At 47.5% G+C, this 13,717-nt stretch carries 17 protein-coding genes; 10 read left to right on the top strand and 7 right to left on the bottom strand.

The window, feature by feature from the left end; genetic code table 11:
• Positions 1-25: 25 nt before the first annotated feature.
• From KH172YL63_RS20925 to KH172YL63_RS20915, 3 genes are all read left to right on the top strand, one after another.
• A complete protein-coding gene (locus KH172YL63_RS20925) occupies positions 26-202 on the top strand; it encodes a uracil-DNA glycosylase (RefSeq protein WP_173107887.1) in 177 nt (58 codons plus the stop codon).
• Between the two features lie 88 nt (positions 203-290).
• Entirely contained in the window at positions 291-584 is a 294-nt protein-coding gene (locus tag KH172YL63_RS20920; protein WP_173107886.1) for a YwdI family protein, read from the top strand.
• Positions 585-604: 20 nt separating this feature from the next.
• Positions 605-976 (top strand): DUF423 domain-containing protein, encoded by a 372-nt coding sequence (locus KH172YL63_RS20915; RefSeq protein WP_173107885.1) that lies wholly within the window; start codon positions 605-607, stop codon positions 974-976.
• A 45-nt stretch (positions 977-1,021) separates the two neighbouring features.
• On the opposite strand, the gene gerQ is transcribed toward KH172YL63_RS20915, so the two are convergent.
• The 3 genes from gerQ to hemQ all read right to left on the bottom strand — a co-directional run bounded on the left by gerQ (position 1,022) and on the right by hemQ (position 2,830).
• Complete coding sequence (gene gerQ / locus KH172YL63_RS20910; RefSeq protein ID WP_173108332.1) at positions 1,022-1,468, bottom strand: spore coat protein GerQ; 447 nt, start codon at positions 1,466-1,468, stop codon at positions 1,022-1,024.
• A gap of 51 nt (positions 1,469-1,519) precedes the next feature.
• Positions 1,520-1,942 carry a cell wall hydrolase gene (locus KH172YL63_RS20905; RefSeq protein ID WP_173107884.1) on the bottom strand — a complete coding sequence of 141 codons (423 nt, stop codon included), beginning with the start codon at positions 1,940-1,942 and terminating at the stop codon, positions 1,520-1,522.
• A 141-nt stretch (positions 1,943-2,083) separates the two neighbouring features.
• The gene (hemQ, locus tag KH172YL63_RS20900) at positions 2,084-2,830 is read right to left on the bottom strand and encodes a hydrogen peroxide-dependent heme synthase (protein ID WP_173107883.1); all 747 of its coding nucleotides are present in this window, start codon (positions 2,828-2,830) and stop codon (positions 2,084-2,086) included.
• Between the two features lie 296 nt (positions 2,831-3,126).
• On the opposite strand from hemQ, the gene pta reads away from it, so the two are divergent.
• Together pta and KH172YL63_RS20890 are read left to right on the top strand one after the other, a co-directional pair.
• Positions 3,127-4,098 (top strand): phosphate acetyltransferase, encoded by a 972-nt coding sequence (pta, locus tag KH172YL63_RS20895; protein WP_173107882.1) that lies wholly within the window; start codon positions 3,127-3,129, stop codon positions 4,096-4,098.
• Between the two features lie 324 nt (positions 4,099-4,422).
• Complete coding sequence (locus KH172YL63_RS20890; protein WP_173107881.1) at positions 4,423-5,265, top strand: octanoyl-[GcvH]:protein N-octanoyltransferase; 843 nt, start codon at positions 4,423-4,425, stop codon at positions 5,263-5,265.
• A 276-nt stretch (positions 5,266-5,541) separates the two neighbouring features.
• Here the strand turns inward: KH172YL63_RS20890 and KH172YL63_RS20885 are convergent, their stop codons facing one another.
• Positions 5,542-6,357 (bottom strand): RsfA family transcriptional regulator, encoded by an 816-nt coding sequence (locus KH172YL63_RS20885; protein ID WP_269475219.1) that lies wholly within the window; start codon positions 6,355-6,357, stop codon positions 5,542-5,544.
• 246 nt (positions 6,358-6,603) lie between these two features.
• Between KH172YL63_RS20885 and KH172YL63_RS20880 the strand changes: the two genes are divergently transcribed.
• From KH172YL63_RS20880 to KH172YL63_RS20870, 3 genes are all read left to right on the top strand, one after another.
• Positions 6,604-6,828 (top strand): YuzB family protein, encoded by a 225-nt coding sequence (locus tag KH172YL63_RS20880; protein WP_173107880.1) that lies wholly within the window; start codon positions 6,604-6,606, stop codon positions 6,826-6,828.
• Positions 6,829-7,131: 303 nt separating this feature from the next.
• Entirely contained in the window at positions 7,132-8,433 is a 1,302-nt protein-coding gene (locus KH172YL63_RS20875) for an HD domain-containing protein (protein WP_173107879.1), read from the top strand.
• 59 nt (positions 8,434-8,492) lie between these two features.
• Positions 8,493-9,002, top strand: a complete 510-nt coding sequence (locus tag KH172YL63_RS20870) for a YwgA family protein (protein ID WP_173107878.1) — start codon at positions 8,493-8,495, stop codon at positions 9,000-9,002.
• A gap of 103 nt (positions 9,003-9,105) precedes the next feature.
• On the opposite strand, the gene KH172YL63_RS20865 is transcribed toward KH172YL63_RS20870, so the two are convergent.
• On the bottom strand, positions 9,106-9,285 hold the full coding sequence (locus KH172YL63_RS20865; RefSeq protein ID WP_173107877.1) for a DUF4083 family protein: 180 nt from the start codon (positions 9,283-9,285) through the stop codon (positions 9,106-9,108).
• Between the two features lie 193 nt (positions 9,286-9,478).
• Entirely contained in the window at positions 9,479-9,664 is a 186-nt protein-coding gene (locus KH172YL63_RS20860) for a 2-hydroxymuconate tautomerase (protein WP_173107876.1), read from the bottom strand.
• Between the two features lie 286 nt (positions 9,665-9,950).
• Here KH172YL63_RS20860 and KH172YL63_RS20855 point away from each other — a divergent pair, with 286 nt between their 5' ends.
• Both KH172YL63_RS20855 and KH172YL63_RS20850 read left to right on the top strand, forming a co-directional pair.
• Positions 9,951-10,556: a site-2 protease family protein gene (locus KH172YL63_RS20855; protein ID WP_173108328.1), complete on the top strand. Its 606-nt coding sequence runs from the start codon at positions 9,951-9,953 to the stop codon at positions 10,554-10,556.
• A gap of 14 nt (positions 10,557-10,570) precedes the next feature.
• Positions 10,571-11,074 carry a YwhD family protein gene (locus KH172YL63_RS20850; RefSeq protein WP_173107875.1) on the top strand — a complete coding sequence of 168 codons (504 nt, stop codon included), beginning with the start codon at positions 10,571-10,573 and terminating at the stop codon, positions 11,072-11,074.
• 490 nt (positions 11,075-11,564) lie between these two features.
• On the opposite strand, the gene KH172YL63_RS20845 is transcribed toward KH172YL63_RS20850, so the two are convergent.
• Positions 11,565-13,631, bottom strand: a complete 2,067-nt coding sequence (locus KH172YL63_RS20845; RefSeq protein ID WP_173107874.1) for a transglycosylase domain-containing protein — start codon at positions 13,629-13,631, stop codon at positions 11,565-11,567.
• Positions 13,632-13,717: the final 86 nt, after the last annotated feature.

The following is a 13,717-nucleotide window of genomic DNA, read 5'->3' as shown; positions in this document are numbered from 1 at the left end:
TGAAACACTGGAAGGAGGACACCAGGTGAAAAAGGAAGCGCGCATCAACTGCTTTCAATGCCAGCATTTTTACACAACCTGGGAGCCGGCCCATCCCCGGGGATGCAAAGGGTACGGGTTTAAATCGAAAGCGATGCCTTCACTCGTCGTATTTCGATCGTCTGGAAGCCCATGCCTTAAATTCAAGGCCAAACAAAGATGACATTTGCGAAATCTTTCAATAAGAATTAGGATAATGAAGTAGGTAAAGCCGTACATATTGTAAGATTTTGTGGAAGGAGTCATCGATTGTGAATATCCCTCATCAATCATTCATCAAAAAAATAGAACATGAACTCGGGAAAGCAAAGGCAGCAGAGAAGTCCCAGCACATCCGTGAGCATGTTTATTCTATAAAAGCATTATGCGAATTGCTGCTGGAGGAAGACAGTGTCAGTGCGCCTGCACCATCATTTTCCCAATCCCGGCAGACGATGCCGTATGTGCAGGAACCACAGGTAACCCAAAAGCCCGTTTCGATTCAAGAGGAAGAGCCGCTTGAAACAGATGACGGTGCCAATGGGAGTTCACTGTTTGACTTTTAATTCTCGCTAGGAGGGTCACCATGAAAACATTTATCATCATCGGGGCGATCAACGCATTTTTATCGGTCGCTTTAGGAGCTTTCGGTGCACACGCACTGGAAGGGAAGATTTCACAGAAATACATTGATATTTGGAATACAGGCGTTCTTTATCAAATGTTTCATGCCATCGGAATCATCATCGTCGGCGTGCTGATGGGGAATGTCACCCCGACTTCACTGCTTTCCTGGTCAGGCTGGCTAATGCTGATCGGTACGATTTTATTCTCCGGAAGCCTATACGTCCTCAGCATCACAGGCGTAAAGGTGCTGGGAGCGATCACCCCACTCGGCGGAGTCAGCTTTCTCGCCGCATGGGTGCTTCTGATCCTCTTCGCAGCGAAAACATTATAAATGAAAATACCCGGCAAGGAGAGTTCTCCCTGCCGGGTATTTTTTTCATCGTTGCGAATAGCCTTGCATGGAGCCTCCAGCCCCATAAGGATATTCATATTCAATTTCTTCATCAAAGGTAATGTAGTCGAGATAAATCATTGGAATGAGGTAGCGGGTACCTGTCTGCGGATCACTGATGATCAAATGATCACGGCCTGCCGCTTCAATGAGCCCTTTGAAAATTTTCGCATTCCATTCCTTATTATTTTCAAATGTCGTATAAACCGTGGCCACCTTCCCCTTATTCAGGCGAAGGATATTTTCGATATAAGATTCTTCGATGGGAAGCATGCCCTGCACATTTTGGGAAGGAGCAGGGGCATTCATCGGCTGGGGCACCTGGAGACCGCCACCCTGCTGTTGAGGATAGTACTGTCCCTGACCCTGCCCTTGACCGCCTCCATAATATTGCCCGTATGGATTATATGCAGATTGATTATACCCTTGCATATAGGGGTTTGATTGTTGGTTCGCCAAACCGAATACCTCCTTTGATTAACGTTAATACACTTTCGGACAATCACCTTGAGTAGGTTGATAGAAACAGTGGGACTTGAATCGCCCCGAATTGGATTGGTTATACCATTTATCGGGACAGTCCCCTGCCGGCTTAAAAAACCATAAGGAATACTGGGCCGGGTGATATCTGCCTCCTTTAATGGTCTTTCTCGCTAAATCAATTTCTTTCTGCCTCGCACGCTGATAAAAATAGCCTTTCTGTGTGGCCTCGAAACCGCCGGGACTCTGGAACACCATATCTTGGAGCGAAGCGAGTTTCTTGAAGTCAAGGCAGTCGGAGCGCACCCGGTTGACGCCCACGTTCCCGACCATCAACATACCAAGCTGCCCTTCACCCTCGGCTTCAGCCCTCATCAGCCGGGCCAGGAGCTTTACTTCCTTTTCGTTGTAAGGGATCACAGCCATCTTCCCACCTCATTTCTAGAAGACGCTTTCTGTTTCACTATTTCATGTCTATGAGGGGGTGGGGGGATATATTCGTACTTCGTCAGTAAAGAAAGCATAAAAAAACGACAAGCTGCAAGGAGCTTGTCGTTTGGCATATCTTTAGTTCACATGAAGGAATTTCGAAATCGCTTCTTCTTTCAGCAGATTCCCTACATAGAAAGTACCGAATTCACCATAGCGGGCACTCACTTCGTCAAAACGCATCTCGTACACAAGCTTTTTGAACTGAAGCACATCATCTGCGAACAGCGTGACGCCCCACTCGTAATCATCGAAACCAACAGAACCTGTAATGATCTGTTTTACTTTTCCAGCGTACTGGCGGCCGATCATGCCATGACTTCTCATCATGTCACGACGCTCCTCCATCGGAAGCATGTACCAGTTATCATTCCCCTGGCGACGCTTATCCATCGGGTAGAAGCAAATATGATTCGCTTTCGGAAGGATCGGGTAGATACGCTCCTGTACATATGGATTGTCGTATGGATCACCCTCGGAAGGCATGTAATTGCCAAGCTCAACCACAGACACATAAGAATATGTAGGGACCGTAAATTCAGCAATTTTCAGCTTGTTAAACTCATTTTCAAGCTCATTCAATTCTTCCATTGTCGGACGAAGGATCATAAGCATAAAGTCAGCCTTTTGCCCAACGATTGTATAAAGGGCATGACTGCCTTCCTTTGCGTCCTGCGTACTGTTCAATCGATCTAAGAAACCGTGGAATTCAGAAATCGCCGAGTCTCTTTCCTCACTCGGAAGCATCTTCCATGAAGTCCAGTCCATCGCACGAAAATCATGCAGGGAATACCAACCATCTAATGTTTGTGCCGGTTCTGCCACTGTAATCACTCCTTTAAGTACTTTTCCCAACTCTACTATATCATAGTTTGGCAGCAGAGTAGGAATCCGAAACCCAATGTCGATAAACTGGCACAAAAGCCGGATAGCCCCTGGTATTCTGGAACACACTAAATGAAGACATACATAAGCTTAACCGCAGATCCAATCGGGTATAGAAATTATTAGAAAACAAAGACTTTTACCGTGAAACCGATAACATTTCGCCTTTTTCTTGAATTCCTATATGAGAAGAGTATTCTAAGATTGGATATGTATAAACCAAGGAGGTACCTCTATTGAGCAATTTATTTACAACACTTACAGATAAAGTGAAAGGCAAAGAATTAAAAATCGTTTTCCCTGAAGGAACAGACGAGCGCATCCTGACTGCAGCATCCCGTTTAGCGGGTGACGGCATCCTGACACCGATCGTCGTCGGTAACGTGGAAGAAATCAACGGCAAAGCAGACCGCCTGGGCGTAAAGCTTGACGGTTGTGACATCGTTGACCCGGCATCATTCCCTGGAATGGACGAGCTTGTCAAAGCATTCGTAGAACGCCGCAAAGGGAAGGCATCTGAAGAAGATGCGAAGAAAATCCTGCTTGACGGCAACTACTTCGGGACAATGCTTGTCTACACAGGACAGGCTCACGGCCTTGTAAGCGGAGCAGCCCACTCAACGGCTGATACGGTTCGCCCTGCCCTTCAGATCATCAAAACAAAAGAAGGCGTCCGCAAAACATCCGGCGTATTCATCATGGTGCGCGAAGAAGAAAAGTATGTGTTCGCTGACTGTGCGATCAACATCTCCCCAGACAGCCAGGATCTTGCTGAAATCGCGGTCGAAAGTGCGAAAACAGCAGACATGTTCGACATCGATCCACGTGTTGCGATGCTGAGCTTCTCTACAAAAGGTTCTGCCAAGTCGCCTGAAACAGAAAAAGTCGTTGAAGCTGTTTCAATCGCCAAAGAAAAAGCACCAGAACTGACAATCGACGGCGAATTCCAATTCGACGCTGCTTTCGTTCCATCAGTGGCAGAGAAAAAAGCACCGGGCGCCGACATCCAAGGAAACGCGAACGTATTCGTATTCCCAAGCCTTGAAGCTGGAAACATCGGCTACAAAATCGCCCAACGCCTAGGGAACTTCGAAGCAGTCGGCCCAATCCTTCAAGGACTGAACGCCCCTGTGAACGACCTTTCACGTGGCTGCAACGAAGAAGACGTATATAAACTAGCATTGATTACGGCTGCACAGGCGCTGTAATCGTGGTTGATTGAGCCGGATCCTTTTGGGGGATTCGGTTTTTTTGGTTTGATTTTGCCAATTGATTTTGCCTGTTAAAAAAACGGGATTGTTTGTCAGTTGAAAATGCTGGTTTTTTTAACAGGCAAATGTATGAGTTGCCTGACAAAATAGTGGAGAAGTTTGTCTGACAAAAACGTGCATGGGTTTAACAGACAAATTACTGCCAGAATTCAACTGACAAATATCTTCCCAATTTCAACTGACAAACGCGCCCCCACGTTCAGCAACCCCGCCATAATATGATATAATGAGCTCGCATGTTGTAAGCGAAGGAGAAGCGTGATGGATAAGGAAAAAGCATATGCACTGCTCCGTCAAGACCGATGGAGAGTGGTTGATCAATCAAGTTTAGGGCCGATGTTCGGTGCCCTGCAGTCGTTTGCCATGGATGATACGCTGTGTACGGCAATCGGTGCGGGACAGTCTGATCCGACGGCGCGCTCGTGGGTTCATCATCAAACGGTGGTGCTCGGCATTCAGGATACGAAGCTGCCGTTTCTTTCAGAGGCGTTAAAAGGTTTGGAAGAGGCAGGCTATCAATATATTGTAAGAAATTCCGGGGGATTGGCGGTCGTGCTGGATGAAGGGGTGTTGAACCTTTCATTGGTCTTCCCCGATTCTGAAAAAGGGATCGATATAAACAGGGGTTATGATGCAATGTGGCTGCTGGTCGAGGATATGTTCAAGGATTTCGGCATGAAGATCGAGGCGAAGGAGATTTCGGCATCTTACTGTCCCGGAAGCTATGATTTAAGCATCAATGACCAGAAGTTCGCAGGGATTTCCCAGCGCCGGATCAGAAACGGGGTGGCCGTTCAGGTGTACCTGTGCGTCAATGGGAGCGGTTCTAAACGTGCGGAGCTGATTAAGCAATTCTATGAGACGGGCCTGAAGGGTGAGACGACGAAGTTCACATTCCCTGTAATCGAACCGGATGTGATGGCATCACTATCGGAATTGTTCGGGGTGGAGCTGACGGTTCAGGATGTGATGCTCCGCTTCCTGCAGTCGCTGAAAGGGTTCAGCGGGTCATTTTACAGTAGTGCCCTTCAAGGGGAAGAGTACGGAATGTATGAAATGTATTATCAGCGGGTCGTTGAGCGGAATGAAAAGGTATTGAAATAGATGAAAGCCGGATTCCTGAGGGGGATCCGGCTTTTTGTATGGAAATGGAAAAAGACGCATAAAAGGAAATGTTGACGCAATCAAGGCCGGTTTAGACGCAAATAAAAGAAAAATGACGCAATGACCGTTGTCTTTGACGCAATACCACTTGAAAACGACGCAATCGGCCGCTGCGGCATTCCGATCTTGAAGCAAACCATACGCTAAGAAAGGAAAAAGCATCTGATTCTCTCAAAAACCGGCACCCCACACGGGAGCACCGGCTTATAGTCCTCATTATTCAGCTACTTTTTCTAAATTACCGTTACGGTCCATTTTGAAGCGGGGTGCCTTGGCGTCGTCTTCGTCGAAGAGGACGAGTTTTCGGGCACGGTTCATGATTTGCATAAGTGTTTCGTAGTCTTCCTGCATCGTGACTGAGTTGTTTTCCAGGGATGCGACTTTCTTTTCAAGCTCTGCATTTTCTTTGCGGATGTCTGCGATTTCTTGTTTCAATCTCTGATTCTCGATTTTGATATAGTCGGAACTCAGGTTGGATTGAGCCAGGTTTTGCAGGTAGGCGATGACTTTTTCGAGGGTCATGTCGCCTTTGATTCCGGCTGCCTTGATCCCGTGGTTAGGGGCTGGCGCCTGCTGTTGGGTGAAGACTTGCTCTTCTGCTGCTTCGACATTGAAATTGGCCGGTGCTTCTTCGGGTTGTTTTCCGAGCTGCTCTGTTTCCGGGACGTAGTTTTCGTATTCGGCGAATTCCATTTCTTCTTCAGCTTCAGACATTGATAGAGACATAGCATCTAAATCTTCGAATGAAGGGGCAGGTGGCTGGTAAAGGAGCTTTTTCTTGCCGCCCTGGTCTTTTCCAAGTATGCGGTGCCGCTGTTTGCGCTGTTTTTTTGCTAGTTGAAGAGCTTTCTCGTATTGGTGGCGGACGACTGCGTTCCAGCGGAATCCGCATGCGGCGGACGTCCGGTTCAGCTTGTCGCCGACTTCTTCAAAGGCATTCAATTGTGTGCTGCCTTCCCGTACATGACGCAAGACGGTTTCGGCTAAAAGCAGGTCATTTTCTTCCGTCCAGGCATCCTGTCTTGTTTTCATCATCATTTCTTCTCAACTCCCAAATTTTACTTAAAGTATTCGTTGGTTAAAGGATGGACCATTTAAAGGGTTTTTATACGAATATGTTAAAATTATTTTCTGTCTGCTAGTTTCGTTGGGTAGGGAGCGGTTTTCCCGAATTGGAAACGATGTTCTCTTGCAAATCATCGCGGAAAACTGTATTCTATAAATCGATGTTTAGGACGTAACATATCCATTTCAATAGATAGAAAGGGTTGTTGGCAGGTGGCAAATGAATTTCGTGTTTGCGATGATTGTCAGGCCGTTAACTTAAAAACCTTAATTCCCAAATTAAAAGAACTTGACCCGGAGGCACCGATTGACATTGCGTGCCAGTCTTATTGTGGTCCGGGGCGGAAGAAGACATTCGCGTTTGTGAATAATCGTCCTGTAGCGGCTTTGACGGAAGATGAACTAATGGAAAAAGTGATCAAGAAAATAAAGAAATAAAAGGAAACTTCCTCAAAGGGAGTTTTTTCTTTTCCCCTGAAAAAATAAATAAAGGTTTGGTCGTCTTTGAAAAAGGAAACTTGTAATGGGATAGAGAAATAAATAGGAACGGTCGGGGAACATGATTGAAACATATGTTCTTGTCAAGAGGCGCACTTTCTTGAAATTTTTTTGTATTAGGGAGAGTGCTTGCAGGCCGTCATTCATAAGCCAAATACCTATTTTTTTCGACAAGTTTCGAGATGAAGACGAGGAAAAAAGTCGCTATAATAGAAATATGCTAGTTTAGGAAGAGGGTTGAAGATGGAGTATGCCAAGCAGAAATTACATGAAGAAAAAGTATTTAAAGACCCTGTTCATCGGTATGTTCATGTAAGGGATCGCGTGATTTGGGATTTGATTGGGACGAAAGAGTTTCAACGACTTCGCAGGATCAGGCAGCTGGGAACCACCTATTTGACCTTTCACGGGGCGGAGCACAGCCGTTTCAATCATTCCCTTGGCGTGTATGAGATCATCCGCCGCATCGTGGATGATGTATTCGACGGCAGGCCCGAGTGGAACCAGGATGAGCGTCTCTTATCCCTGTGCGCAGCGTTACTGCATGATCTCGGACACGGTCCGTTTTCCCATTCCTTCGAAAAGGTGTTTCACCTGGACCACGAGCATTTCACCCAGGCGATCATTTTAGGTGATACAGAAGTGAATGAGGTCCTCTCTAAGGTCGGGCCGGATTTTGCGAAGCATGTGGCAGAGGTGATCGGGAAGACGTATAAGAATAAGCTGGTCGTCAGCCTGATTTCAAGCCAGATCGATGCGGACCGGATGGATTATCTGCAGCGTGACGCCTATTTTACAGGGGTCAGCTATGGGCATTTTGATATGGAGCGGATCCTTCGGGTCATGAGACCGCGTGAGGATCAGGTCGTCATTAAGCAGAGCGGCATGCATGCCGTGGAAGACTACATTATGAGCCGTTACCAAATGTACTGGCAGGTGTACTTCCACCCGGTCACACGGAGCGCTGAAGTGATCTTGACGAAGATCCTCCATAGGGCGAAGGAGCTTTATGAGGACGATTATACATTTAAGCAAAAGCCGATCCATTTTTATTCACTGTTTGAAGGGGATGTGTCCCTGGCAGATTATCTGAAGCTCGATGAGGCCGTCGTCATGTACTATTTCCAGATTTGGCAGGAAGAAGACGATCCGATCCTGCGTGACTTATGCGAGCGGTTCATGAACCGGAACTTATTCAAGTACGTTGAATTCGATCCGGCGAAGGAATACAAGAAGCACAGTGAGCTGGAAGCCCTCTTCAAAAAAGCCGGGATCGACCCCGAGTATTATCTGGTCGTGGACTCATCATCTGATCTTCCGTACGACTTCTACAGACCGGGCGAGGAAGAAGAACGCCTTCCGATCCACCTGCTGATGCGGAATGAAGAGCTCCGTGAATTATCACGGCAGTCGGACATCGTCGACTCGATTTCCGGCAAACGGCGAACAGACCATAAACTGTATTATCCGGTGGATTTACTATATGACGAATCAACGAAGAAAAACATCAAGAGACAAATACGTACGATTCTAGAACTGACTTAAGACACTGCAGCCAATGAGGACCTGAAAAACGCAATACTAGGAGTAGGAGATGACGTACATTGTTGAAAGATCATGCGAAATTAATGAGTGCCTTCTTAGCCTCGGGTGAAGTGGTGGGGAGAAAGAAGCTTCAGAAGATGATATTCATCGCCAAGAAGCTTGAATTTCCATTTCAGGAAAAATTCCAATTTCATTTTTACGGGCCGTATTCAGAAGAGTTGACGCTCCGGGTGGAGGAGCTGTGCAATATGGGCTTCATCTCCGAAGTGAAGGAGAAAAAAGGCGGATACTATCAGTACCGGTACGCCGTCACCAAAGAAGGGGAAGACTTCCTGCGGATCTATGAAAAAGAGATGCCCTGTCTGGAAGATTGCCTGACGGATATGAATACTCAATCAGCACGCTTTCTTGAACTTGTTTCGACAGTCTTATATTTTGACAGCCTGCCAAAAGAAGAAGTAGTGGAGAAAGTATTCACACTCAAGAGCAAGCAGAAATACACAGAAGAAGAAATCGACGAAGCCTTCGCCTACATTGAAGGACTAAAAACGAAAAAAATCGTCCAGTAGCGGACGTTCCTATATGAATGAAAAAGGGATCAATGCCAGCGGCTGATCCCTTTTTATGTCCAAACAAAAAATCGTCACGATAGGCGCAACGATTTCAGCGGATTTATTTCGTTTGATCCATCTTCTCGAGGATCTGATCGAGCTTTTCCTCGATTTGCTTATCATGCTTCCGCTGTTCGATCCTTCTGTTCCGAAAGCTCTTTGCAATCATGTAAACGACAACCATCATGGCAACCAGTAAAGCCATCATGACCAATTGGAAAATGACGTCGCCAATATTCAAATGCACTCTCCTCCGTCCTTTCGTAGGGGTTAGTATATAGTATTCTTCATTTGTGGAAGTTACCCCTTTTTTTCATGGGAGAGGGACTTGAGGAACCGGGGCATAAGATGATCCTGCCAAAAAGGGTAAGAACGCCTTTCCGGCAGGATTGTCTTATGCTGGTCGCCTCTGATCAAGCCGCTTCCGCTTTTCGTTATTGATCGCTCAGTCTTTTTCCGCCTACGGCATAGTGGCCCTTGGTCATTTCTTCAATGAAGACAACGATTTTCTCTTCCGGTGCACCGGTGGTTTCGCTTACGGCTTCGGTCACTTTTTCGACGAGGGCACGTTTTTGTTCTTCCGTGCGACCTTCGAGCATTTTTACTGTGATATAAGGCATTATCGTTCGCTCCTGACTGGTGGATTTGGTACAATTTGAGGTGAGCTTGTTTTTGCTGCCCACCTTTTAAATGTAAGGGTTGGCGGGAGAGAGAGCAAGTTTGGTATGATGGAAACAGAATTTTTGTGGATCGTCATGCTTGCAGGGATTTTTCTGTATACTGTGGAATAAGGAAGTAAAACTTTTTTTAAAAGGAGTACATACTTTGGAATTATTTAGCCAGCTTTTTGAGTCGATTTCCGTGTTCCGGTTGGAGGAGCTGCCGTTTGTGGTGATCGCCCTCGTCATGGCCTTTACGGTTCATGAATTTGCCCACGCCTTTGTGGCATACAAATTCGGGGATACGACCGCGAAGGATCAGGGAAGACTGACATTGAATCCGATTCAACACTTGGACCCGCTGGGGACCATTTTAATATTAATTGCCGGGTTTGGCTGGGCGCGTCCTGTGCCGGTCATGAGATCCCGCTTCAAGAATCCGCGCCTGGCGGGAGTGCTCGTTTCAGTGGCGGGCCCACTGAGTAACTTCTTGCTCGCTTTCATCGCCTTTGGTTTTTTCTACTTCTTTGTAGGGGTGACCGGCGGAGTCGGGGTTCCACCCTTTGTCATCGATCTTTTACAGATGATCGTGTATCTGAATGTACTGCTGTTCATCTTTAACCTCTTACCGTTCCCGCCTCTTGACGGGTACCGGATCATAGAGGACCTGTCACCGAATCACATCAGGGCAAAAATGACCCAGTATGAGCAGTACGGGGTGCTGTTATTTCTGATCATCGTGATCACGCCACTTGATGAATATACGATCTGGCCGCTGCTGCAAGGCGGAATGACTGCAACGAATCAGGCGTTCAGTGTGATTTTTACAACGATATTTTCTATCTTTAGCTAAAGGAGTGTAGATTCATGGAAAAGAAAAAGAACATTGGATTCAACATCATCAAAAGTGATCCGACAGACGGCCACGGCGGCTACGGGGTAGGATCCTTGAGCCTTGATAATGTGTCGCCGGTCATGGTCGACGTCGAAGAAGGGGTGGCGACGATCGAAGTTGGAGCGATGCATGCGAGAAGCCCGATCGAAAAAGGGATCAAATTCACGAACAATCGTGAAGACTCTGCAGGCGGCAAGCTGTACTGGTTGATCTGGGTGACCATCGACCGTTTAGATACCGGTCCTTATTACGCCGGCGTGACCGCTTGTGAGCTTGTCGTGAACCGCGAAAAGCGGAGAGGCTACAAGTCGATGCCTGAGCATGTAAACAATATGGATAAATCCATCAAGCGTAAAATCGTTCTTGATCATATGGACGACAAGTCAAAAGGCATCCTGAAGGGCTTTCTGCAAACCCACGACGCAGGCATGTGGGAACGCTCGAAAGATGAACTGAAAGAAGCTTTATCAGTATAAAAACAAGAAAATCTTACGTTTGTGAACAAATTATGACATTTTTTTCGAATATGTCGTTCACATCTTGCCCTTAGGTGAGAAAAAAAGTACACTTAAATCACAGTTTGCACATAAACTAGGACATGAAAAACCTCGGGTTCGCACAAACCCGAGGTTTTTCGTTTTATATAGGTGGATTTTGCCGGTTCTGGGCGTTCCGGAAGGCTGTTTTGTTGGCTTATTGCGTAACTTTCAGGGGTATTCGCGTAACTTTTGCCACTTATTGCGCAACTTCAGGAGTTTATTGCGTGACTTTTAGGGTTTATTGCGTAATTGCCTATTCGAAATGCTTGTCGCCTCTGCCCAACCCGCCTCCGCTTTGCGCGATGTCCAGCTCCAGGGGCTTGGGGCTCGAGGTCATAAGTCAAGCCGACCAAAAAGGCAAAGAGCGCCTTTCCGGTCGCCTCGCCTTATGCTTGTCGCCCCAGAGCAAGCCCCTTCCGCTTTTCTTCTAAAAAATCCAATCCTTCACCTTCTCATACCAGGACCTATCCTCTTTTTTCACCGGCTCTTTCTCTTTAGGTGTTTCTTTTTCTCCCAGGTGTTCGTGGCAGTATTCTGTCGGTTCGGTTCCTCTTACGAAGTAGGTGAACCGCTGGACGGGGCAGTCTTCGGTTGCCAGGAGCCCGTTGTGGGGATTTACGGCTACGCCGATGACGCCTTTGGTTGTTTTGAAGTTCTTGACCGGTTCATCCTTCAGGGCTTCTTCCATGAAGTGGACCCAGATTTTCTTGGCCAGGTATTTGTCATCCAGCCGTGAGATTTCCTTTGATTGATCGTAGCCTGTCCAGACGCCTGCCGTGAGCTGGGGCGAGTAGCCGATCATCCAGTTGTCGGTGTTGGTCGTCCCTGATTTGCCGGCGTAGGGGCGGGTTGCGTCTTTTCTGATCTGGATGCCTGTCACCGTTGAGTAGTCATTGAGCTTAGGGTCGAATATGCCGCTCAGCATGTGGGTCATGACGTAGGCGGTGTCAGGGTCGAGTACTTGTTCTTTCTTCGATTCGTGTTCGTATATGATGTTGCCGGACCAGTCTTCCACTTTTGTGATGAATACCGGTTTCACTTTGTATCCGCCGTTGGCGAAGATGCTGTAGGCGTTGACCATGTCGATGACCCTGGCACCGGATGTTCCGAGTGCAGAGGAAGGGTATTTTTTGACTTTGGTTGTCAGTCCGAATTTTTCTTTTGATGCTTTCGTGAGTGTGTCCTGTCCGATGAAGAGATGGGTCTTCACGGCGTATACGTTATCGGAAAGGGCGATCGCCTGAGCAAGAGTGATGTCCCCGTCGGCATATTTATTATTGTAATTATGAGGGGTGTAGCTCGATTTCCCGTCATCGAATCTGAAGGAGGTCAGTTCGCTTTTCATCGTCGTTGATGGGGTGAATCCCTGTTCCAGGGCGGAATAGTAGAGTAGCGGTTTGATTGTCGACCCTGGCTGTCGGATGGCCTGGACGGCGCGGTTAAACGGACTTTCTTCGTAGTCCCGTCCCCCGACGAGAGCGGTCACGTACCCATTCTTCGGATTCATGGAAACAAATCCCAACTGGATGTCTGACTCCTCGGTCATTTGCTCCTTCACGACCTTTTCAGCTGCCTTTTGATGAGCCGGGTCGAGGGTCGTGTACACCTTCAGCCCGCCCATTTCGATTGTGCGCTCTTCGATTCCGAGATGGGAGCGCAGGATGCTTTTGACCACATCCTGAAAATAAGGCGCGGATTCAACCTTTTGATGGGCATGTTCCCCGGTGATGCGGATCGCTGCCGCTTTTGAAATGTCCCGCTGTTCTTTGGTTATGAAGCCGTCACTGGTCATGGACTGAAGGATCAGTTCCTGGCGGGCTTTGGCATGGTCGAGATGGGAGACAGGTGAATAATAGGAAGGTGCTTTCGGGATCCCGGCGAGCATGGCCGCTTCCGCAACGGTAAGCTGATTGGCGTCCTTGCCGAAGTAGTACTGGCTTGCTGCCTGCACCCCGTATGCTCCGTGTCCGTAGTAGATGGTATTTAAATAGCCTTCTAGAATGTCCTTTTTCGAGTAGTTCATCTCGATCCGGATCGTGTACAGCGCTTCGGATATTTTTCTTTTCCACGTTTTATCATGGGATAAAAATAGATTACGAGCATACTGCTGGGAAATCGTACTTGCCCCCTGTACCTTTGACATCGCCTTTACGTCTGCCAGGGCGGCGCCGGCCATCCGCTTCAGGTCAAACCCATAGTGACGGTAGAAGCTTTTGTCCTCAATGGAAATGGTCGCTTCAATCAGCGCCGGGGAAATGTCATTGAGGCCGACCCAATAGCGCTTTTCACCGGTGTTCGTTTCACCGATCACCTCGCCGTTGTCACTGTAGATCAATGTTGATTGAGGTACGGCAAGAGGCGGCGGGCCCTCTATCTTCGCATACGCCAAGACGCCGATCAGCCCCAACAGCAAAAAGATCATCATCAGCATGGCCCCCACCACTGCCACTCTCGCATACTTTTTCGTTTTCTCCATCCGAGCCATCAGCTCCATACCTCTCCCTGCTTTCATATGGTCAGCAACCCCATGGGGGACGGACCTTGTATTTTTTTATATTGGACATGAATGAACGTCGTATA

This window comes from Bacillus sp. KH172YL63 (assembly GCF_011398925.1).
GTDB lineage: Bacteria > Bacillota > Bacilli > Bacillales > Bacillaceae_B > Rossellomorea.
The sequence above is the reverse complement of the archived record's forward strand: the minus strand, read 5'-3'. Positions and strand labels throughout refer to the sequence as shown.